Here is a 22,811-nt window from a genome sequence, read left to right as displayed (position 1 = left end):
ATTTATTAAAAATGGTTAATTTGACCATATTCAAAAAACAGAAAAGCTTTATTTAACTATTACTCTGATAAAAATAAAGGCACGACAATATATTTGGTAATCGGTCTCCATTATTTGGTAATTGAGTTCCTCATGGAAGAAATAGGCAATATTTTGGTAGATATTAATCCTATCAAAGTCATCAGCATCGGTTAGGAAAATATATGAACTACAAGAATCCATCACTTTCGATAGCAGAACGTGTGAGCGACCTGCTTTCACATATGACGGTTGAAGAAAAACTGGCTCAAATGGGTGCGCAATGGTTGATACTTGATCCGACTGGCGAGCATAAAGAGCGTGAGCTTGAAATGACAAGTGAAAACGTTGAGCGCACCGTCAAAGAAAAGCTCAAATATGGCCTCGGTCAGATTTCTCGTCCACTTGGAACGCATACAGTTGACGCGGTCAATGGCGTAAAAGCACTAAACCAGCTGCAAAAATATTTAGTTGAAGAGACGCGACTTGGCATTCCTGCAATGGCACATGAGGAGTGTCTGGTCGGTCTGATGGCGAAAGGCGGAACGCTTTATCCTTCGTCGTTAAACTATGGTCATACTTGGAACCCTGAGCTGATTGAAGAAGCGGCTATGGACATTGGCAGACAAGCACGAATGATTGGTACCAAACAAGGTCTTGCGCCAGTATTGGATGTTTCTCGTGATGTCCGTTGGGGACGTACAGAGGAAACATTGGGTGAAGATCCTTATCTTGTTGGCATCATGGCAACTCATTATGTGAAAGGATTACAAGGTGAAAAACGTGATTTGCTGGCGACGCTTAAACACTTTGTTGGGCATTCAGCAAGTGAAGGTGCGCGTAACCATGCGCCGGTAAATCTGGGTTTTAAAGAGCTCAATGATACATTCTTACTGCCGTTTGAAATGGCTGTAAAACTGGCGAATGCTGGCTCTATCATGCCTGCTTACCATGACATTGACGGCGAACCTTGCCACGCTTCGCATTTTTTACTTACTGAGATTTTGCGTGAGAAATGGGGTTTTGATGGGTTGATTGTCGCGGATTACGGCGGCATTGATTTGTTAAGCTCGCACCATTCGATTGCCGAAGACCGCGCGGGAGCAGCAGCGCTTTCCTTTAATGCAGGATTAGATGTTGAGCTACCCGATGACGCATGCTCAACGAAACTGACAGAAGCACTGCAACGCGGTCTTATCTCAATAGAAAAAATTGATGAAATTGTTGCTCGTATCTTAAGTAAAAAGTTTGAAATGGAGTTATTTGAGAACCCTTATACTGACGTTCCTCAAGCTCCTCTGCACAATGAAAAGAGTCAGGAGATTGCTTACAAAGTCGCGAGTGAATCGATTGTTCTGCTTAAGAATCAAGATCAAACCCTACCACTGAAAACGGATAAAAAAGTGGCGTTGATTGGCGCTACCGCAGACGACCAGCTTGCACTACTCGGTGGTTATAGTTTCCCTGTGCACCTGATTCTGAGTCAGGAAGACAGCACGGACAAAGTGTCGAAGACCCTTTTGGAAGCCTTTAAAGAACGCTTTGATTCGGTTATGTACGCCAAAGGGTGTGACATTCTAACTGAGCGTCACGCCAATGCTCCGGTTTTCCCTGGGGACGTTGATATGGCAATCGGTCAGGCCGCAGAGTCACCTATCAGCAAAGATCTTAGTCAGATTGAAGCGGCGGTTGCAACTGCAGCTGAGAGTGATGTCGCTGTAGTTTGTGTTGGTGACTTGGCCGGTTTGTTCCAGACAGGCACAGTGGGTGAAGGTTCAGATTGCGACAGCTTAGCGCTGCCGGGTGTACAGCAGCAAATGCTTGATGCAGTATTAGATACAGGCAAACCCGTAGTGGTATTGGTAACCGGCGGGCGACCATACAATCTAGGTCGCGCTGAAGATGAAGCGGCGGCAATTGTGTTGGGTTGGGCTCCGGGTCAAGCGGGTGCTGATGCTATTGCTGATACCTTCACCGGCAAAAACAACCCAAGCGGAAAACTGACGATTTCGATTCCTAAAAACGTGGGTGCGGTACCGTATTTCTACAATCACAAACTTAAGAGTGCAGGTACGCCAATTGCCTATCACTTTGGTTCGAGCTTCAATTTCGGTCACGGCTTGAGCTATAGCGAATTTGCATACACAGGTTTTAATGTGGTTTCAGATAAGCTCGGTTTCGAAAACACCGTTGAGCTATCGCTTACATTAACCAATACAGGTCGTGTTGATGGGGCTGAAGTCGTACAGCTTTATGTTCGTGATGTGGTATCGAGTGTTGTTCGTCCGGTTAAGGAGTTAAAAGGCTTTAAGAAAGTATTTCTTAAAGCTAGAGAGAGTAAAACCGTCACGTTCCAGCTGCCCGTTGATATGCTCAACCTTACTGACAAACATCATCAACGTGTTGTTGAAGGCGGTGAGTTTGATCTGATGATCGGCTCTTCATCGTCTCAGATACATTTCCGTCAGAGAGTTAACGTTGTCGGCGATGTTAAGGTTCTGCCTGAAGCATGGCGTATGGTATGTGACGTCACGGCTGAATAATCACATTAGCAATGCAAAGCCGGCCAGAGGTCGGCTCTATTCTCCTAGAGTTGTATGTTGGGGTAGTCATGACTTAACCAATCTGCGTAAGCCAGCTCGGTTAGCGGTTTTATTCTGACTGCTTCATTTTACCTCTCAAAAACAAGTTCAAACGCATTGCTAAATGGATATCAGTAGTCTGTGTTTTTACGCAGCACATGTAATCAAAGACTTATATGGATATATGAACTATGGACATGATAACGAGTAAAAAGCCTGCCTCCATCTATGACGTTGCAAAGTTGGCGGGGGTTTCTCCAAGCACAGTTTCAAGATACTTGAATCGTTCAACTTATGTATCAGATGAGAAAAGTTACAGTATCGAGAAAGCGATACAGAAGAGTGATTACAAGGTCACATATAAAACCAAAGGCCCAATCAAAGGGCGTTCGATGACCATTGGTGTTTTGCTACAAAATGCAGACAGCCCTTTTATGATCGGCATTCTGAAGGATTTAGAAGCCTGTCTGAGCAGTAGAGGTTACTCATTGGTGATTGCAACAGGCCATTGGAAGCGTCGACTAGAAAAACACGCGCTTGACTACTTTTTCAAAAGTCATGTCGATGGAGTGATTATTGTTTCAGGTGATCTCTCTGATGAAGAGCTTATCGAGTATTCGTTACACACTCCGATAGTCGCGGTTGGATACAATAAGATTAAAGCCAACAACATACTGACTATTGAGTTTGACAATGTGCTTGGCGGATATTTAGCAACTCTGCACCTGTTACAGCAGGGGCATGTCAATATTGCGCATATTAAAGGGTTGTGCACTCAACCAGACGGGCAAAGACGTTATGAAGGCTATCGAAGAGCATTGAAAGATAGGGGAATACCCGTCAACTCTCGCTTGATAAAACAAGGTGATTTTAGTTCAGAGCAAGGCTATCAAAAAACCATTGAGCTGCTCGATTCTAAAGTCTACTTTTCAGCCATTTTTGCTGCTAACGATCAAACTGCTTATGGAGCCATTAAAGCGCTGCACGACAGGGGGTTAAAGGTTCCTGAAGATGTTTCTGTTATCGGTTTTGACGACCTTCAAACATCCAGTTACTTTACGCCAGCACTCACAACACTGCGTCAGCCTATTGAAGAGTTGGGTAGTGTTTGTGCTGAAGCCATATTTAAGATGCTTAGTGGTGAAGAACACCAAGTGCGAGTACCACCAATCGATCTGATTGTGCGCGAATCGACATCATCTATTTTTGATGTTTACAAAAATATAAATCACAATCGCTGATGCAGTTCAAACCAATACTTTTGTAAGTGCAGTCAATAAGGCGAATAAATGAAGATCGTATGTGAAACAGCTAGGCTGGTGATTAGACATTTTGAACTAAGAGATGCGGAATTCATTGTTCGCCTGCTTAATGAGGAAGCATTTATTCGCTGTATTGGCGACAAAAAAGTCAGAACGAAAAAAGATGCAATCCACTACTTATCCAATGGTCCGATGCTGAGCTACAAGGTCAATGGTTTTGGCTTGAATATGGTTGAGTTGAAAGAAACGCATACCCCGATTGGTATGTGTGGCATCTTGAAAAGGCCAGAGCTCGATTCTCCAGATCTCGGCTACGCGTTTTTGTCACAATATCACTCAAATGGTTACGCCAGAGAGGCAGCGAGTGCAGTGATGGAAAAAGAGTTGCCAGCAAATAAGATCGAAAAGGTCTATGCAGTGACCTTCCCAGATAACGATAGTTCAAACCGATTGCTAAAAGACGTTGGGTTTCAACTCACAGGAACCATGATGCTCTACGGTTCAGAAAACAATTTGTATGAACATCGCTAACGGTATGCTTGTTATCAATTGCTAACTTGTCGATAAACGCTCAGGTAGCCGTTGTTTTACGTACTCTAAAAACGCGGTTACCTTTTGTGAACGATGAAACTGTTCGGAAGAAAGAAGAGCTACAATGTTTGCTTCTTGCAGTTGATAGTCAGGAAGTACGCGAACCAATTTCCCGCTTTTAAGTTCTTCTTGTACATCCCACTCAGAACGTTGAATGATACCCTGACCATCAATACACCAATCTTTGGTCACACGGCTGACATTGCTTGAAAGAACAGGAACCACTCTTACGCTGGTTTCACTCTTGGTTGTGGTATGGGTAAGTCGCCACATGGTCGCATCTTCATCATTTTCTCGTAACGCGATGCAGCGATGTTGTTCTAAGTCTTTTGGTTGCTCAAGTGCTGGCGCTGATTCTAGATAGGCCGGTGAGGCTAACAGTAATCGACGGTTTTTAGACAACACAATTCTTTTTAACGCAGAGTCCTGAAGGTGTCCTATGTAGAACATGATGTCTGGGCTGTTGTGTGCAGACCACTTTGGAATATCCGACAGATTCAGTTCAATACGAAGAGAAGGGTATAGCTGTTGAAATTCTGCTGCTAAAGGGCCGATGTGCTTTTCACCAAACCCAAGCGATGACACGAGTTTTAAATCACCTGAAATGGAGAGTTTCTTCTCTGATAGATCTTGCGTTAAGTGTTCAAGATCTTGTAACAGCGCTTGTCCTTTACTGGCAAGCACTTCGCCTTCAGTCGTCAATGAGGTGATTCGAGCATTCCTGTCTATCAACTTAACGCCAAGCTTTCGTTCAATATTTTGCAACCGCTGTGAAACGCTGGGAGGAGTCACATTCAGTTTTCGCGCGGCGGCAGCTAATGAACGACTGCCTGCTACAGTGATAAAAAATTCAATATCTTGTGACGATAGCATTAAGTTCAACCTTAATGATTAAGTAAGTTGTCGTTAATTTAACTACATATAGCCGAGTGGTACAAATAGTCACGCATACAAATTTATGACTAGGTGATGGAGATATGGACAACGTGTTTCAATTCAGTACGGCGGACTGGGTTTATGTATTTTTATTTTTAATCTCGATTATTGCGGGTGTTGTTGATGCTATTGCTGGTGGTGGAGGGCTGATTACTGTGCCAAGTCTGCTGCTGGTTGGATTACCACCGATGACGGTATTGGGCACAAATCGACTGCAAGCGGTAATCGGCGAACTGATTACCTCTGTGATGTTTATGAGAAACAAACAGTTTCCAGTTCAAGGTATTGTTTTAGGTTTGATTTTTACGTCGATTGGCGCAGTGATTGGAACCATTGCTGTTGGAGTCATCGACAAACAAGTGTTGGAAAAACTACTGCCTATCCTGATGGTTGCGATCACCTTGTATTCGATCTTTGCCAAAAAACTCAAAGCAACGGAAGCAACAGAACCTGTGCTATCAAATACGCATTTTATGGTGGTATGTGGTTTGCTGATTGGTTTTTATAACGGCTTCTTTGGTCCGGGCACGGGCTCGTTCTGGATGTTGGCGTTCATCAGTTTACTTGGGTACACCATTAAGCAAGCAACGATGGCGACAAAGCCTTTGAACCTAATTGGCAACGTTATTTCTTTGATTCTGTTTATCTGGTTAGGCAGTGTTGATTATCAACTTGGCTTAATTATGGCTGGCGGGCAAATCATAGGGTCGGTTATCGGCAGCAAATGCGTCATTTCATATGGTAATCGTCTCGTGAGACCTGTGTTTATCTCGGTTACCCTTATCATGACCAGTAAGCTGCTCTATGAAAACTTCTCTTCAGCGTGGTTTGTTTAAGCGTCGAAAAGGCAAGGCGAAGACGGTATACACCCTCTTCGCCGTTTAACCGTTAATCTTCATTCGAAGCGTTGTTGCGGTAGTCTTTTGGTGTTTGGTCGAGGTTTTTCTTAAACACGGTATACATGTACTGCAACGATGGGTAGCCACATAACTCCGCGATTTCACTAATCGGTAAAGATGTTGTTTTGAGCAAATTACAGGCGCGTTTTAACTTGGAATTGTGTATCTCTTCATGGATAGAGTGCCCACACTCTTCCTTAAATCTCGATTCCAAGTTGGATCTGGATATGCCTACAGCTGCTAGTACCTGATCGACTTTAATGCCTTTACAAGCGTTATGCCTGATGTAGTGCATAGCTTGAATGACATAAGAATCTTTCAATGCGTGGAAATCGGTACTTTGCCTCTCAAATACTTTGGTTGGTGGAACAAGTATGCGAGGGATTTTAGCTGGCGAAGAAGTCGCTTCACCGGAATGTTCGGTGAGTTGTTTGTGAAGGATTTTAGCTGCGCGGAAACCCATTTCCTTGCATCCTTGTCCGACTGAGCTCAGTGAAACCCGAGTCAGGTAACTTGCCAGTTCCTCGTTATCGATGCCAATAACGGAGATCTTGTCCGGCACCATAATATTGAGATGTTCACATACCTGAAGGATATGGCGCGCTCGTGAGTCTGTCACCGCAATAATGCCAGTTGGCGTTGGCAGCATTTGAATCCAGTCGGCAAGACGGTTCATGTCGTATTGCCACGTGTCAGAAGAAGTCTGATTACCTCTGAATATGGAGCCTTTGTAGCCTTCCTTTGCAAGAATGTCTTTAAACGCGGTTTCTCTTTCGTGTCCCCATCTTTTCCAAGAATGGGAAGGAATACCGTAGAAGGCGAAATTCTCTAAACCTTTTTGTTTGAGATGTTGAAAGGCAAGCTCAACCAGAGCGTAGTTGTCAGTCGCCACATAAGGGACGTTGGGGTAGTCTTCTTCTTTGGTATACGAGCCGCCAACAGCGACTATCGGCACGTTGATATCTTTCAGGCTTTCAACCACTTTAGGGTTGTCAAAATCAGCAATAATGCCGTCACCTTTCCAATATTTTAAATTGTCCAGATGAGTGGTGAAATCTTCTTCTAAAAATATATCCCAAGCACACTGAGATGCTTGTAAATATTCGCCAATACCTTCTATAACTTGGCGATCATATACTTTATTGGCATTAAATAGCAGGGTGATTCGAAAATGTTTGTTCATATTATATTTATTTAGTTTTTACCCAGAATACTAACACTTGAAATCACTTAGCTCACGTGATCTATAACACAATAAGCAAATTGAGGAATGGAGGTACAAAAAAACATAATTGTTCGCTCTAGTAATCCGGATGAATATTTAAAATGGGTCAAATTATTTATTAAATCCAATTTTTGGAAGGAGTTTAACCATGTATATGGGGATCGATTTAGGTACGTCCGGAGTAAAAATAATACTGCTGGACGAAAATGACAAAATCGTTGCATCAAAAACAAAGTCCCTAACGGTCTCGAGGCCGCATGAACTCTGGTCGGAGCAAAATCCAGAAGACTGGTGGACGGCAACAGAAAGCATTATTGGCGAGTTAAAAGATGAGTTTGCACTTTCTCAGGTTCGCGCCATCGGGTTATCTGGACAGATGCATGGTGCGACACTGCTTGACCAGAATGGCAAGGTGTTAAGACCCGCGATATTGTGGAATGACGGCCGATGTTTTGAGGAGTGTATTGAGCTAGAACAGCTTGTACCAAACAGTCGTGAAATTACCGGCAACCTGATGATGCCTGGATTTACGGCACCTAAACTGAAATGGGTACAGAAACATGAACCAGACGTTTTCAGCAAGGTTGAGAAAGTTCTACTGCCTAAAGATTATCTAAGATTCAAACTGTCCGGCGATTACGCTTCTGATATGTCTGATTCCGCTGGAACCATGTGGTTGGATGTTGATAAGCGTGACTGGAGTGACGCGCTGCTCAAAGCGACAGGCTTAGGCAGAGAGCAGATGCCTAAACTCTTTGAGGGCACAGAGGTTACCGGACAACTGAAGAAAGAACTGGCTGAGTTATGGGGAATGTCGTGTGTACCTATTGTTGCTGGTGCTGGAGACAACGCTGCAGGAGCAGTAGGTGTTGGCATCACAGAACCGGGGCAGGCAATGTTATCTCTTGGTACTTCGGGTGTTTATTTTGCGGTGAGTGACGGTTTCATCGCGAACCCAGAATCTGCATTGCATAGCTTCTGTCATGCGTTACCAAAAACTTGGCATACCATGTCTGTGATCCTTAGTGCGGCTTCTTGTCTGGATTGGGTTGCCAATCTTACAGGGCAAGCAGACGTAGGCTCCATGTTGAAAGACGTTGAACAGCACGCTGATCCAAAATCAAAAGTGATTTTCTTACCTTACCTTTCCGGTGAGAGAACGCCTCTTAACGATCCTAACGCCAAAGGCGTATTTTTTGGTATGACCCATTCAACAACAAAAGCCGATTTAGCGTTAGCGGTATTAGAAGGCGTGAGTTTCGCTTTGGCTGATGGTCTAGATGCACAGCATTCAGTGAGTTCTGAGCCAAATGAAATTTCCCTGATTGGTGGCGGAGCAAAAAGCGGCTACTGGCGACAAATGCTTGCTGATATCTCTGGTATGAAGCTGGTTTATCGCTCAGGTGGTGAGGTTGGCCCAGCATTAGGAGCAGCAAGGTTGGCAAGGTTGGGCACTGAAGTCGGCGTAACGGTACAAGATGTTTGCCCTGTGCCTGAATTAGTACAAACTCACTTGCCTGATGAAAGCAAAAAAGAATTGTATCAGGCTAAGAGAAAGGTATTCCAAGCGCTTTATACACAAGTGAAAGATTTATTTTAGTTGTTAACTAAACAAGTTAAATAATCAAGTGTTGCTTATTTATAAGCAACACTTTTTATATATAAGCAACTAAGTTTATAAAAACAAAAATTGTAAAAATCCAAAATGATAAGCATTGATTGACATATGCTAAAGGCAAAATAAAAAAGCCAACCTCAGATTATAAGGTTGGCTTTTGCAGAACTCAGAAATAATTATTTGTAAATAAAACCATTCACAATATTTTCTAGTAATTCTTGTTTACCAGATTCTTTAACTGGGGAAATGTTATTTTCCACAGCGTATTTAGCCACTGCTTCTAAAGACATATCGCCTGCAAGGATCTTCTTACCTAACTCTTCGTTCCAGCCTGCGTAACGTTGAGAAATAGATTTAGACAGTACGTCGTTCTCAATCATGTCTGCAGCGCGTTTTAGTGAAAGTGCCATGGTATCCATACCACCAATATGGCCGTGGAAAAGATCTTCAGCGTCGATAGATGGGCGGCGTAGACGAGCATCAAAGTTAAAGCCACCTGTAGTGAAACCGCCAGCTTTCAAGATTTCGTACATGATAAGCGTGTTTTCTTCAACGCTGTTAGGGAACTGGTCTGTATCCCAACCTAGTTGCGCGTCGCCGCGGTTAGCATCGATAGAGCCGAATAGACCTAATGAAGTTGCTGTTGCCACTTCGTGGTGGAAGCTATGCCCTGCAAGAGTGGCGTGGTTTGCTTCAATGTTCACTTTGATTTCGTTTTCAAGACCGAATTGTTTTAGGAAACCGTAAACGGTCGCAGTGTCATAGTCATATTGATGCTTGGTTGGTTCTTGAGGTTTTGGTTCAATCAAAATTGCGCCTTTGAAACCAATTTTATGTTTGTGTTCAACAACCATCTGCATTAGACGGCCAAGTTGCTTGCGCTCTTGACGTAAATCCGTATTCAGTAGTGTTTCATAACCTTCACGACCGCCCCACAATACGTAGTTTTGACCACCCAAGCGTTGTGTAGCGTTCATTGCGTTGAAAATTTGTGTTGCAGCATAAGCAAACACCTTTGGATCTGGGTTGCTGCCTGCACCTGCCATGTAGCGAGGGTGAGAGAAAGCGTTCGCAGTACCCCAAAGTAGCTGCATTCCGGTTTCATTTTGTTTTTGCTCTAATACATCAACCATTTGTGCGAAGTTATTGATGTACTCTTTCAGGTTGTTACCTTCTGGCGAAACGTCAACATCGTGGAAACAGTAGTAAGGAACGCCTAATTTTGTGAAGAAATCGAAAGCATGGTCAGCTTTAACCTTCGCCATCTCCATGTCATTTGCGCCGTTTGCCCAAGGACGGTCAAAAGTACCTGCGCCAAATACGTCACTGCCTGGCCAGCAGAAGTTGTGCCAGTAACATGCTGCGAAACGCAAATGATCTTTCATGCTTTTACCTAAGATCATTTTATCTGCATCATAGTGTTTAAATGCTAAAGGGGTTGTTGATTCGGTCCCTTCATATTTAATTTTGTTTATATTCTTAAAAAATTCAGTCATCGTCGAGGCTCCGTTAATCATTTGACTTAAATGCAGATTCAATATTTTATGAATTAAAGTTATTCGGCAATTATGTTTTTTTGTTTTCAATATTACCTATTTTATTAATGAGACTTCGGTCAAAAATAACCAGAATATTTTTGGCCTTGCTAATTTGTAGTACTTTTAACTTGTTGTTTTTAAAGGGTTGCACAAATATTCATGGCTCGGAGTTATGTGGTGACTTAAATCATATATTTCTATGATGATCACATTTGAAATAAAAAACAAAAAAACATAAGACGCAAATAAGATGAGAGAAAAGACATTTCAATCTTATTCTACATAGAATTCTGTTGTTCACTTTTAATCGTGAATAAACCCTACAAATAAATAGTGCAATACAAAGGAAAGTATAATGAAAAAGCTATTAATTCTTGTATGCTCCGCTCTTGTTTGTCTAAGTTCCCCTGTTTTTGCTAAGTCATTAAAAATAGGCATGGTCATTGATGATTTACGACTAGAACGCTGGCAAAAAGACCGAGATATTTTCGTAGATAAGGCTGAAGAACTGGGCGCCAAAGTCTATGTCCAGTCAGCAAACGGGAATGAGCAAACTCAGATTTCTCAAATCGAAAATATGATCTCGCGTGGTGTGGATGTTCTGGTCATTATTCCAACCAATGGCGGAGTGTTATCGAACGTAATTAGTGATGCAAAACGCGATGGTATTAAAGTTTTAGCGTATGACCGCCTAATTAGCGATGCAGATATTGATTTCTACTTGTCATTTGACAATGAAAGAGTAGGCGAAATGCAAGCGCAAGCGATGTTAGATGCGAAACCTAAAGGTAATTATTTCCTAATGGGTGGTGCTCCTACAGACAACAACGCGAAACTATTCCGTAAAGGTCAAATGAATATTCTTCAGCCTAAAATTGATTCAGGTGATATTAAAGTTGTCGGTGATCAATGGGTTAACTATTGGCTAGCAGAAAACGCTTTGAAAATTATGGAAAATGCTTTAACTGCAAATAACAACAAGATTGATGTTGTTGTTGCTTCAAATGATGCAACAGCCGGTGGCGCTATCCAAGCTCTAGAAGCGCAAGGTTTAGCTGGTAAAGTTTCTATTTCAGGTCAAGATGCTGACCTAGCTGCTTTACGTCGAATCGTTGATGGCACTCAAACTATGACGATTTACAAACCGATTAATACACTTGCTAGCCGTGCTGCTGAGATCGCAGTAGAACTTGCGGATGGCAAGACTCCAGCACAAAACTCTTCTCTCAACAACGGTATGAAAGATGTACCGGCTTGGTTGTTAGATCCTGTAGCTGTTACTTCGAAAAACATTAAAACAACTGTTGTTCGAGATGGATTCCACGCTGAAAGTGAAATTTATCAATAATAGTAATAAAAGCGTTAAGAGATTCTCTTAACGCTATTTTTATTGGGAGTGACAACTATGTCTTCTTTATTAGAAATGCGAAATATCGTTAAGTGCTTTGGCCCAGTAAGAGCGCTTGACGGTATTAGTATTAGTCTTAATAAAGGTGAAGTTTTATCCTTGTGCGGTGAGAATGGTTCAGGTAAATCGACCTTAATGAAAGTCTTATGCGGTATCTATCCTCATGGCGATTATGAAGGCGAAATTATATATAACGGAAAAGTGATTGAACCAAAAAACATATCTGATACGGAAAGTATTGGTATCGCAATTATTCACCAAGAACTCACCTTAGTTAAAGAACTGAGTATTTTAGAAAATTTATTTCTTGGCTCAGAAATTTGCACGCGCGGAATATTAAATCACGAGTTAATGCATTACGAGGCAAAACTATTATTAGAAAAGGTTAATTTGCCTGTATCACCGGAAACAAAAGTTGGGGATTTGGGGGTAGGTCAACAGCAGTTGGTAGAAATTGCCAAGGCGATGTCCAAGAATGCCAAGTTATTAGTGCTTGATGAGCCAACAGCGCCTTTAACCGAATCGGAAACAGAAATTTTACTTAATCTGGTAAAAGAACTCAGAGAGTCTGGGGTGAGTTGTATCTATATCTCTCACAAGCTTGGTGAAGTAAAAGAGATCTCTGACCATATCTGTATCATCCGCGATGGGGTACATATCGGTACTAAACAAGCAAGCGATATGACAACTGACGACATCATTACCATGATGGTTGGCAGGGAGATGAAGCAACTGTTTCCAAGAGAAGAGCACGACATTGGTGACGTTGTACTTGAAGTCAAAAATGTGAACGCTTGGGACAAATCAAATTCCGCTATTCCAAAAGTAAAAAATGCGAGTTTCCAATTACGTAAAGGTGAAATCCTCGGCATTTCAGGGCTGGTGGGTGCCGGCCGCACTGAGTTAATGGAGTGCTTGTACGGCAGTTATCTTGGCAGAAACGAAGGCCAATATTTCCTGCATGGAAAGAAAATAGAGATCAACAACAGTAAGGATGCCTTGGATTTTGGTATCGCGATGGTGCCTGAAGATCGCAAGAGAAATGGCATAGTGCCGATTATGTCTGTTGGGCAAAATATGTCGCTGTCTGCCCTCGATTCATTATCAAAATACGGTGTGTTAAATGACACACTCGAATCAAACATTATCAAAGAAAACATCAAACAGCTTACCGTCAAAACGCCTAATGCTGAGCTAGCAATTAAGAATCTCTCGGGTGGTAACCAGCAGAAAGCCATACTGGCAAGATTTCTAATGGTTAATCCAAGCATCTTAATTTTGGATGAGCCAACACGGGGTATTGATGTTGGAGCGAAATACGAAATTTATAAGCTGATGTTTAAATTAGTTAAACAGGGCATAAGCATCATCATGGTTTCCTCCGAATTACCTGAAGTGCTGGGCATTAGTGACCGTGTGCTGGTAATGCACGAGGGTGTCATTAAAGGTGATTTGATTAACCAAGATCTGACTCAAGAAATCATTATGGATTGTGCATTATCAGAAGGAGTAACCGCGTGATGGAACAATCAACAGAATTAACTAAAGACTCCAACGCTAGCCTGCTAAGTCGATTAAAAGGTGGCAACTTTCAGATGCTGGTGATGGCATTAGCGATTGTATTTATCATGATCTTTTTCAGCATCATGACTGATTGGAGCTACTTAACGCCGCGAAACATTTCCAACCTGTTCAGACAAACTGCGATCACCGGAATACTGGCGATAGGCATGGTCTTTGTCATTATCAGTGGCGAAATTGACCTGTCGGTCGGTTCAATGATGGGCTTACTTGGTGGATTGGCTGCGATTCTCGATGTCTGGTTTGGTTTACCGCTACCTGTGACCATTCTTATTACACTTTGCTCAGGTTTAATTTTGGGCGCTTGGAATGGCTGGTGGGTGGCATACCGCAAAGTACCTTCTTTTATCGTAACCTTAGCCGGATATCTTGCTTTTAGGGGCATCTTAATCGGTATTACAAACGGTACGACAGTGGCACCGATTTCTGAAGTGATGGGCGTGATCGGTCAAAGCTATTTGCCAAACATGTTGAGTATTATTGCCGGCGTTTGCTGCTTATCGGTTTACTTTGGGTGGCAGAAAAAACGCAATGTTATGCGTAAGAAGTACGAATTGTCTGTGCCTTCAATGCAAGTATCTCTGGTCAAAAATACATTAATTGGTCTTGGTGTGCTTTCCGTTATTTTTATTCTTAATGAATACCGCGGCGTACCTACACCAGTGTTATTGCTGACTTTCTTTGTTCTTGTCGGTTCTTTCATTGCAACGAAATCGAGATTCGGTCGTCGCATTTACGCCATTGGCGGTAACATTGAAGCGAGCCGTTTATCCGGCATTAATGTTGAACGTACCAAGCTGCTGGTTTACGCGATGAACGGTTTCTTAGTCGCAGTTGCTGGGTTGGTTTTGAGTTCTCGTTTAGGCGCAGGTTCACCTTCAGCAGGGAACATCGCTGAGTTAGATGCTATCGCAGCTTGTGTTATCGGCGGCACTAGTATGGCTGGTGGTGTGGGCACTGTGTTTGGTGCGGTTATCGGTGCGTTTATCATGGCGTCACTCGATAACGGTATGAGCATGATGGATGTTCCGACATTCTGGCAATACATTGTTAAAGGTGGTGTGTTGCTGCTCGCGGTCTGGATGGACAGCGCAATGAAGAAACAACGTTAAGATATTTTAATAATAAAAGCAGTCTCACACCCCCAATGAGGGACTGCTGCTCCTGACATGATTAACTTTTCCTAAGATATGGATCACCACTGTGTAACGCAGTGGTGTTTTTTATTATCAGCTCAACAGTGAACTCACGTTCAACATTCTTCTTACATGTTTCCCGCTGCTGGCTGATTTAGCTTTCTGCCAGTTTTGCGTCATAGTTCTCTTGAGCGGTGATCACGGCATCCATGTTTTTCTCTGCCCAGTGGGCAAGTGCCGCGACAGCTTCGGTGAGTGTGCCTCCCAATGGGGTCAACGCATATTCAACCGTAACTGGAACCGTTGGGAAGACAGTTCTTGTGACTAATCCATCCCGCTCTAATTTCTTCAACGTTTGCGATAGCACCTTTTGAGATATGCCTTTGATATCTCGCTTTAAGTGATTAAACCGAACCGGTTCATGGCTCAGTTTATCTAAGATGAGCATTGCCCATTTGTCCGCAATGCGATCCAAAACTGCTCGCGTCGGGCAGCGGTTTTCATAAACGTCATACGCTAAATCCACGATTTATCCTCTATGCTCATACTACAGGATGGTTACTTCAAAGTTACCTTGTTACCAAAAAGTGCCTTCTTCACAACTCGGTTTGAAGAGTATAGATTAATCAGCAAGTATCCTTCAACCACATAGTATCTTAAATATACTTAGGAGATTAGAAATGAGTAAAGTATTGGTCTTAGGCGCATCCGGTAATGTTGGTCGCCCTTTAGTAGAAGCATTATTGGCAAAGGGTGAGCAAGTGAAAGCTGCGTCACGCAGTGGAAAATCGTTCGGAGCAGCAGAAGGTGTGGTGTTTGATTACACTGATCCTTCAACATTTGAGTCAGCCTTTGACGGTGTTGACCGAGCATACGTCATGCTTGCGGGCGGTTATGTGGAATCTAAAGCACTGTTAATTCCAGTCATCGAAGCTGCGGCAGCGCGCAATGTTAAAGTGGTTTTCCAAAGTGTGTTAGGCGTGGATGCTGATGATTCTATTCCATATCGTCAGGTTGAAATTGCACTGGAAAACTCAGGTGTTCCTTACGTTATTCTTCGTCCGAACTGGTTTTCAGATAACTTCCATACGTACTGGAAAGCAGGTATTGACCAAGGTGTGATTGCCGTTCCAGCAGCAGAGGGTAAGTCGAGCTTTATTGATGTGCGCGATATCGCTGAAAGTGCGGCGGCAGTTTTGACCACAGATAAATTCGACAATCAAGCGTTCAATCTAACTGGTCCGGAAGCTTTCAGCTATGCAGAAGCAGCAGCAAAAATCAGTGCCGCGTTAGGTAAGCCTGTGCAGTATCAAGCTATGGAAGATGGCGCGTTTTGCGACATGCTGAAAGGGGTTGGTGTACCAGCGGATTACGCAGAATTTTTGACTTCAATATTCTATCCGGTTCGCGAAGGTTGGACTGCGGGTGTAAGCGACGCGGTACAAGTGTTAACTGGTAAGCCAGCGCGTAGTTTAGACACCTATATCAAAGATCATTTAGCGGATCTTGCATAATTAAAGGTGATAAAAAAACGCCAGCAATGCTGGCGTTTTTGTCTATCAACAATGAACAAAAGGAGAGTTAGTAACACTCTTCCAGAATGTTCAGTACTTCTTCTGTTGTCAGCTTTTTGTAGCCATTACCTAGAATAACGGTAGATTCTGCGATCTTTGGCAGCATCTCTTTGGTTGCACCGAGTTCTTCAAGTGACGTTACGATGCCACACTCTTTTGTGAATGCTTCTAATGCATCAATACCTTCAAGTGCGATTTGCTCTTTGGTTTTGCCTTCTGCTGAAACACCCCAAACCTGAGTTGCGTAACGTACAAACTTATCCAGACCAAATTTGTAGATTAGGCGATAGTAAGGAAGAGAAACCGCCGCCAGCCCCATACCGTGAGCACAGTCAGTGTAAGCACCTAACTGGTGTTCAATCATATGAACTTGCCAGTCTTGAGTCTTAGAAAGACCTGTTACTGTATTGAGTGCCAAGGTTGCGTTCCACATGATGTTACTGCGAGCTTCGTAATCCTGAGGATTTTTAAGCGCAACACGTAGGTTATCGATAGAAGACTTCAGCAAGCTTTCGATGACGTAGTCGGTGGTGTTTGCACCTTGGTCAGAGAAGTACTGCTCCATTAGGTGCGACATGGTATCGAATACGCCACTCACCATTTGGTATTCTGAAACCGTGAAGGTGTACTCTGGGTTCAAAATAGAAAACTTAGGATATGCGATAGGTGGGAACACACGACCCGCTTTGGTTTTGCTCTCTTCGTGAGTAATAACCGAACCACCATTCATTTCTGAACCAGTACCGACCATAGTCAGAATTGAAGCAACAGGTACCACTTCGTTAGAAACGTCTTGCCACTCAATCCAGTATTTTTGGAACGGGTCTTGGTCAGTGCAGCATGCCGCGACTGAAATACCTTTTGCACAGTCAACTACTGAGCCACCACCTACTGCCAGAATCAGGTCAACCTTGTGTTCACGCACAAGCTCAACACCTTCCATCATTTTGCTGTAAGTTGGGTTTGGCATTACACCAGAAAGCTCAACAACTTTCTTACCGGCAGCATTCAGGCTAGCGATAACTTTGTCGTACAAACCGTTTGATTTGATCGCATTGCGACCATAAACCAGCATAACAGTGTCGCCGAACTTCGGCAGTTCACTGTCTAATTTCGCCAGTGAGTCTTTACCAAAATGAATGGTTGTTGGGTTGTAGTAAGAGAAATCTAATTGCATTGTCACACCCTTCTTGAGAGTTACAGTTCGCGTGTCGGCAAAGCCTGACGCTAACCGAGTTATACATCCACATTTCAAAAGCAGATGACGTTTAGTATAAGAGATATTTTATATACAGAACGGTTACCTATGAATGTCAGATCCTCTCTTTGTTTTGCCTATTCTTCCAAAAATTCGCTCCACAGAAGAAAATATTGTCGTTAAACCATGTTGGCTTCGCGTAATGCTTTGATGTCTTTTGACGGTGGAGATCCAAATAAACGGCTGTATTCGCGACTGAATTGAGAAGGGCTCTCATAACCCACTTTAAAGGTCGTCTCCATTGCATCAAGATTCTCTGTTAGCATCAAACGCCTTGCTTCACCTAAACGCAGTTTCTTCTGAAACTGAAGTGGGGTCATAGACGTCATAGAGCGGAAGTGTGTATAAAAAGCCGATTTGCTCATGCCACTGTAAGCGGCAAGTTCTCCCACGCTAAGCGGTTTCACAAAGTTGTTTTTCAGCCATTCGATGGCTTTTGAAATTTGATGGCTGTGACTGCCGTCGGTAACGATTTGGTTAAGCCTCGAACCTTGCTCACTCATCAGAAGTCGATAAAAAATCTCACGTTTAATCACTGGAGCGAGAACTTTGATCGACTCAGGCTCATCCATTAAAGACAGCAAACGGACAAAAGCATCAAGCAGTGGCTGCGACAGTGTACCGACAGCAATGCCCTTTTGTGCTTCTTTGTTTTGGGTACCAGAATAGTCACTGTCGACAATCAGTTGGGAAATTTCCTGTAAATCCAATTCTAAGATTAGCCCTAGATACGGCTTCTCTTTGCTCGCTTCCATAATGTTGGCGGTGATAGGAAGATTTACTGACGAAATCAAAAAATGGTTGGCGTCGTAGATGAAGCTGTCTCCACCTAATAGAACCTGTTTTTTCCCCTGAGCAATCAGACAGATACTCGCATTATGAGTGTAACTGGTGGGCGGGGTTGGGGCTTCCCAGCGGCTTAACCTCAGCCCCGGAATGCCTGTGTCATTGCCAAACTGGTTACTCGTTCTCGTCCATTTTTCGATCAAGCTACCTAATTTTGAGTGAGTGTCGGAGACAGGTGTTGTACGACTCATGGTGTTTCCTTTTAGCCATTTGCGAACTGCTGTTGCTAGATTTGTGAACAAGCAAATAGTGTAAGAATATTAGGCAATTCTATTTAATCAAGCTGCAATTAACATCGGTGACTTGTGCTCAATAACCTACATTGTTAATTCATTGATATTTATGTATTAAAGCTAATCAGCGAAGAGCTATCTGTATTTTGCAATGCCAGTTGTTTACACAGTACTGTGACTATTTGTGGATGATTAGGCAATTTTTCAAGTGGGGCAGGCGAATGAGTGTTAAGAAATCGGTGCAAATTTTCTTTCAGCTTGAACTGAAACGGGTATTTTAAGCGATAGCACTAGAGTATTTAGTTACAATGTCACATATGTGGTCGCATTATCTATTTCGAAAAAACAAGAGTGGCTAATTAGCCACTCTTTTCTCTTATCGTTCCGCTTCGGCAATCATTCGTTCTTGCTGCTGAAGTTGGTACATGGCTTTGTAGCGCCCGTGATCGACTTGCATCAACTGATGATGATTACCTTGTTCGATAAGATGCCCTTTATCCAGCACCAAAATACGGTCAGCGTGATGGATGGTAGACAGACGGTGCGCAACAACGATCAACGTGACTTTACCTCTTAACTCGTTTAACGCTCGCTGTACGATTTGTTCTGTTTCGCTGTCGATGTTGGCTGTTGCTTCATCGAGCAGCAAAATCTTTGGTGAACCGGCTAACGCACGAGCAATGATCAGCTGCTGTCTTTGTCCGGTAGATAGTCTTAATCCGCCTTCACCTAACTGAGTTTGATAGCCGTCAGTCATTTGCATGATGACATCGTGCAAATGTGCCTGTTTGGCGGCCAGTTCCACAGCTTCTTGGCTCAAATTTCTACCCATATCGATGTTATCAAACACTGTTGTTGCCTGAACAAAAGGCTCTTGTGGGATAAAGCCAATCAACTGGCGCAGTGTTTTGGGGGCATATTGGTTTAGTTCATGCCCGTCAATCTTGATTGAACCTGACTGCGACTGATAGAAGTTAAGCAGCAGGCTGAGTAACGTTGATTTACCACTGCCCGTATGGCCGACAATAGCGAAGAACTTTCCTGACTCAACGGTGGCATTGATATTGTGCAGCACCGGCTTGTCTGCTTGGTAACTGAACGTCAGGTTTTCAATACTTAAATCACCTTGTTCAATGTGATTCCAGCGTACTTCTTTTTGTTCTGAAGAAGGCTCTTGCAGCAACTCGTACACACGATCACCAGCGACGACTGCCTGCTGATAAAGGCTGAAGCGCTGAGTAATCTCGACCAGAGGTTCAGTAAAGCGCCCTAAGTAACTTAAGTAAGCGTATAGAACACCGACTTCGGCCACGCCTTCTACTACTTGCAAGCCAAAGAACCACACCACGCCAGCTAAGATCAGGATGCTTAACAAGTTAATCGCAGGGCGAAGCAACATTGAGCCGACAATTACCGCTTTTAAACGTGTATCGTAATACTGGCTGTTAATCTGTTCGAACTGCTGCTGTTTATTTTGCTGTTGGTTGGTGGCTTGAATCACCGTCATACCGCTGATCGACTCGTTCATGGTCGAGTTAATATCAGAGCGTAGCTGACGGCTTTGCGTCACCGCTTTAACACTGAATTTCTGATAGAGGTAAATTAAGCTCACAACCGCAGGTATCAACGCCAGAGCCACCAGCATCAATTGCAAATCCAGTATTGCCATAGCGGTCAAGATACCAATCAGCAAAACCAAGTTGGCTAAGATATTCGATAAGAACTGCACATAGATATCTTTGATTGATTCGGTGTCGTTGGTAAGTCGGCTCACCAGCTGACCTGTACGTGAGTAGTCGAAAAACGCCACAGGCAAGGTCAACACGTGTTTAAACAATCGCTTACGTATGTCTAACACCGCATTAAGCGCAATATCTAAAAAACGCAGGGTCTGTTGATATTTTAAGTAGGTGCCCAATAACACAGAAATGATGAACAGAGCGATAACGCCAACCACTGGCCAAACAGGGTAGTGATTCTGCATCACGAATTCATCGATGAACACTTTGCTCAGCATAGGGCCAAGCACGTCAAAACCGGTCGCGAGCACCACCAGTAACAAGGTTTTTATAAACAGTGCTTTTTCAGCGAATACATAGCTCATCAGGAGCTTTATTGAGCCTGAGCTGTTTTTGTCTTTCATTGTGTTTGCCTTGCTCATATCAGCTCTTCCTCCAAAGCCTGCTCCATCTGTTGATAAGCCGCCATGCGTGAATACCAACCATCAAGGCTAATAAGCTGATGATGTTTACCGCGTTCAATGATTTCGCCATGAGAAAGTACAATAATCTCATCTGCGTGTTCAATGGCAGACAGGCGATGACTGACCACAACAACGGTTTGTTCTCTGCGTTGTTGAAGGTGCTTAATGATGAGTTTTTCAGTTTTAATATCAACGGCGGACAGGGCATCATCCAACACCAAAATCGGCGCTTGGCTAATTAAAGCTCGGGCAATCGAAATACGTTGTCGTTGGCCTCCGGAGAGTGTGACGCCTCGTTCTCCCACAAGGGTCTGATAACTGTCACGGAACTGAAGTATGTCATCGTGAATCGCAGCCAGTTTCGCCGCGTGATAGACGTCTTCATCGGTCGCGTTTGGCATCCCAATACGGATGTTCTCCATGATGGTCATACTGAACAGGAAAGCATCCTGTGGGACGTAGGCATACAGACCGCGTAACTTCGCCAAAGGAATATCAGCTATCGAAACACCAGAAACTGAAATATCCCCTTGGGTAGATTCCCAATAACGCATTAACAGATGAAGCAGAGTCGATTTCCCTGAACCGGTTGCTCCCGTAACACCAAGCACTCGATTTTGCTCGACATTGAGTGATAGGTTTTTCAGTGTGCTTTGATTGGTGTCTGGGTAATCAAATGTCAGATCTTTTACTGCAAGCGCATAGCCTTCAGGCATTTGTGTGCCTTTATCTACAACGGAATCTGGCAATTTCAATAATGATTCCAAGCGACCAATAGCCGCGTTACCTCGTTGCAAAATGTTCATTAGCCAACCGAATGCGTACATTGGCCAAATCAGTTCAGACAAATACAGGGTGAAACTGGTGAGCTGACCGACGGTCAATCTTTCTTGGCTGATCTGCCAACCACCCACGATCAAAGCAATCAGAAGTGCAGATCCAAGGCTGAGCTGAATAATGGGGTCGAATAAGGCTTCTGAACGCTGCACATTGTATGTAGTGCGAGCGGATTGCTGGGCAATTTGTGCAAACTTATCCGATTCAATTTCTTCACGCCCCATCGATTTGATCAAACGAATACCGGACACCGATTGTTGAGTCTGTTCGTTGAGTGTGGAGAAAGAATCCAGCGTTTCCTTAAACTGGTGATGAATACGATTCGACAGTTTGTAGAAACCATATCCCATAAACGGAAACGGAATAATTGCTAAGATCGCCAGTTGCCAGTCAATGAAAATGAACATCATGATCAGCACCAGAATAAAGGTCAGTAATCCGTCGAAACCAGACAAGATACCCTCGCCAGCCGCGACTTCGACGGCGTCAATATCATTGGTTGCTCTCGCCATTAAATCGCCAGTCGAGTGGATGTTATAAAACGCCTGACCTTGGCGAAGAAGGCGGTGATAGAACTGTTCGCGAAGTATGTTTCCCAATTTATAGGAGGTGCCAAACAGCATTCTTCGCCATCCGTATCTCAGCAAGTAAACAAGAATACTCACGCCTAACAACGCAAATAAATAGAATTCAGCCTGCGAAAAATCTTTGGTCTGTAAAAGTTTGTCTATGGCGTTACCAATAAGCCACGGCACCGCCATGTTGAGCATAGCGACGGCAAAAAGCATCGATAACGCGATGGCGTAAGTTAAACGATGCTGGCGGAAAAACCACTTTAGATGTTGATATAACTGCATTGCTGACGTTTCTTATATTTGTTGTGTTGTTTCATTGTTAGAAAGGAGAAATGAACACTTATCACTTTTGTTTGCAAAAGTTTAAAGGTGATCACGAAGTAGACTCTACCAATCAGAGGTAAGTTTTGAAATCGAAATTTGGTTGAGTTTACGTCGATGAAGAGAGAATTAAGAAAAAGGCTGGGTAAAAAACATACCCAGCCAGCAGA

Annotated in this window: 17 protein-coding genes; 9 read left to right on the top strand and 8 right to left on the bottom strand. The window is 43.3% G+C overall.

The features are described from left to right. Positions 1-203: 203 nt before the first annotated feature. The 3 genes from AAGA51_RS18260 to AAGA51_RS18250 all read left to right on the top strand — a co-directional run bounded on the left by AAGA51_RS18260 (position 204) and on the right by AAGA51_RS18250 (position 4,393). On the top strand, positions 204-2,561 hold the full coding sequence (locus AAGA51_RS18260) for a glycoside hydrolase family 3 N-terminal domain-containing protein (protein WP_042483271.1): 2,358 nt from the start codon (positions 204-206) through the stop codon (positions 2,559-2,561). Positions 2,562-2,797: 236 nt separating this feature from the next. After that, the gene (locus tag AAGA51_RS18255; RefSeq protein WP_042483461.1) at positions 2,798-3,841 is read left to right on the top strand and encodes a LacI family DNA-binding transcriptional regulator; all 1,044 of its coding nucleotides are present in this window, start codon (positions 2,798-2,800) and stop codon (positions 3,839-3,841) included. Positions 3,842-3,889: 48 nt separating this feature from the next. Beyond that, positions 3,890-4,393 (top strand): GNAT family N-acetyltransferase, encoded by a 504-nt coding sequence (locus AAGA51_RS18250; RefSeq protein ID WP_042483273.1) that lies wholly within the window; start codon positions 3,890-3,892, stop codon positions 4,391-4,393. A 21-nt stretch (positions 4,394-4,414) separates the two neighbouring features. On the opposite strand, the gene AAGA51_RS18245 is transcribed toward AAGA51_RS18250, so the two are convergent. Continuing rightward, the gene (locus tag AAGA51_RS18245; protein ID WP_042483276.1) at positions 4,415-5,326 is read right to left on the bottom strand and encodes a LysR family transcriptional regulator; all 912 of its coding nucleotides are present in this window, start codon (positions 5,324-5,326) and stop codon (positions 4,415-4,417) included. 104 nt (positions 5,327-5,430) lie between these two features. Between AAGA51_RS18245 and AAGA51_RS18240 the strand changes: the two genes are divergently transcribed. Continuing rightward, positions 5,431-6,225, top strand: coding sequence for a TSUP family transporter (locus tag AAGA51_RS18240; protein WP_042483279.1), 795 nt, complete (start codon positions 5,431-5,433; stop codon positions 6,223-6,225). A 52-nt stretch (positions 6,226-6,277) separates the two neighbouring features. Here the strand turns inward: AAGA51_RS18240 and AAGA51_RS18235 are convergent, their stop codons facing one another. Then, positions 6,278-7,471, bottom strand: a complete 1,194-nt coding sequence (locus AAGA51_RS18235; protein ID WP_042483281.1) for a XylR family transcriptional regulator — start codon at positions 7,469-7,471, stop codon at positions 6,278-6,280. A gap of 190 nt (positions 7,472-7,661) precedes the next feature. Between AAGA51_RS18235 and xylB the strand changes: the two genes are divergently transcribed. Then, positions 7,662-9,113 (top strand): xylulokinase, encoded by a 1,452-nt coding sequence (xylB, locus tag AAGA51_RS18230; protein WP_042483284.1) that lies wholly within the window; start codon positions 7,662-7,664, stop codon positions 9,111-9,113. Between the two features lie 194 nt (positions 9,114-9,307). Here xylB and xylA read toward each other — a convergent pair whose 3' ends face one another. Continuing rightward, on the bottom strand, positions 9,308-10,627 hold the full coding sequence (gene xylA / locus AAGA51_RS18225; protein ID WP_042483287.1) for a xylose isomerase: 1,320 nt from the start codon (positions 10,625-10,627) through the stop codon (positions 9,308-9,310). Between the two features lie 397 nt (positions 10,628-11,024). On the opposite strand from xylA, the gene xylF reads away from it, so the two are divergent. Genes xylF through AAGA51_RS18210 form a run of 3 tightly spaced genes read left to right on the top strand, consistent with a single transcriptional unit; the run spans position 11,025 to position 14,770 of the window. After that, positions 11,025-12,017 (top strand): D-xylose ABC transporter substrate-binding protein, encoded by a 993-nt coding sequence (gene xylF / locus AAGA51_RS18220; protein ID WP_042483291.1) that lies wholly within the window; start codon positions 11,025-11,027, stop codon positions 12,015-12,017. 57 nt (positions 12,018-12,074) lie between these two features. Further along, positions 12,075-13,598: a xylose ABC transporter ATP-binding protein gene (locus AAGA51_RS18215; protein ID WP_042483294.1), complete on the top strand. Its 1,524-nt coding sequence runs from the start codon at positions 12,075-12,077 to the stop codon at positions 13,596-13,598. Then, a complete protein-coding gene (locus AAGA51_RS18210; RefSeq protein ID WP_042483297.1) occupies positions 13,598-14,770 on the top strand; it encodes a sugar ABC transporter permease in 1,173 nt (390 codons plus the stop codon). The genes AAGA51_RS18215 and AAGA51_RS18210 overlap by 1 nt, the downstream gene beginning before the upstream one ends. Before the next feature lie 178 nt (positions 14,771-14,948). Here the strand turns inward: AAGA51_RS18210 and AAGA51_RS18205 are convergent, their stop codons facing one another. Then, positions 14,949-15,320 (bottom strand): winged helix-turn-helix transcriptional regulator, encoded by a 372-nt coding sequence (locus tag AAGA51_RS18205; RefSeq protein ID WP_042483298.1) that lies wholly within the window; start codon positions 15,318-15,320, stop codon positions 14,949-14,951. Between the two features lie 154 nt (positions 15,321-15,474). Between AAGA51_RS18205 and AAGA51_RS18200 the strand changes: the two genes are divergently transcribed. Next, on the top strand, positions 15,475-16,308 hold the full coding sequence (locus AAGA51_RS18200; protein WP_042483302.1) for an SDR family oxidoreductase: 834 nt from the start codon (positions 15,475-15,477) through the stop codon (positions 16,306-16,308). 67 nt (positions 16,309-16,375) lie between these two features. On the opposite strand, the gene AAGA51_RS18195 is transcribed toward AAGA51_RS18200, so the two are convergent. The 4 genes from AAGA51_RS18195 to AAGA51_RS18180 all read right to left on the bottom strand — a co-directional run bounded on the left by AAGA51_RS18195 (position 16,376) and on the right by AAGA51_RS18180 (position 22,602). Next, entirely contained in the window at positions 16,376-17,545 is a 1,170-nt protein-coding gene (locus tag AAGA51_RS18195) for an iron-containing alcohol dehydrogenase (RefSeq protein WP_042483306.1), read from the bottom strand. A 200-nt stretch (positions 17,546-17,745) separates the two neighbouring features. After that, positions 17,746-18,663: an AraC family transcriptional regulator gene (locus tag AAGA51_RS18190; protein WP_042483309.1), complete on the bottom strand. Its 918-nt coding sequence runs from the start codon at positions 18,661-18,663 to the stop codon at positions 17,746-17,748. 418 nt (positions 18,664-19,081) lie between these two features. After that, on the bottom strand, positions 19,082-20,866 hold the full coding sequence (locus AAGA51_RS18185) for an ABC transporter ATP-binding protein (protein ID WP_042483311.1): 1,785 nt from the start codon (positions 20,864-20,866) through the stop codon (positions 19,082-19,084). Beyond that, entirely contained in the window at positions 20,863-22,602 is a 1,740-nt protein-coding gene (locus AAGA51_RS18180) for an ABC transporter ATP-binding protein (RefSeq protein WP_042483314.1), read from the bottom strand. The genes AAGA51_RS18185 and AAGA51_RS18180 overlap by 4 nt, the downstream gene beginning before the upstream one ends. Between the last annotated feature and the right edge of the window lie 209 nt (positions 22,603-22,811).

The organism is Vibrio diazotrophicus (assembly GCF_038452265.1).
Taxonomy (GTDB): Bacteria; Pseudomonadota; Gammaproteobacteria; order Enterobacterales; family Vibrionaceae; genus Vibrio; species Vibrio diazotrophicus.
The sequence above is the reverse complement of the archived record's forward strand: the minus strand, read 5'-3'. Positions and strand labels throughout refer to the sequence as shown.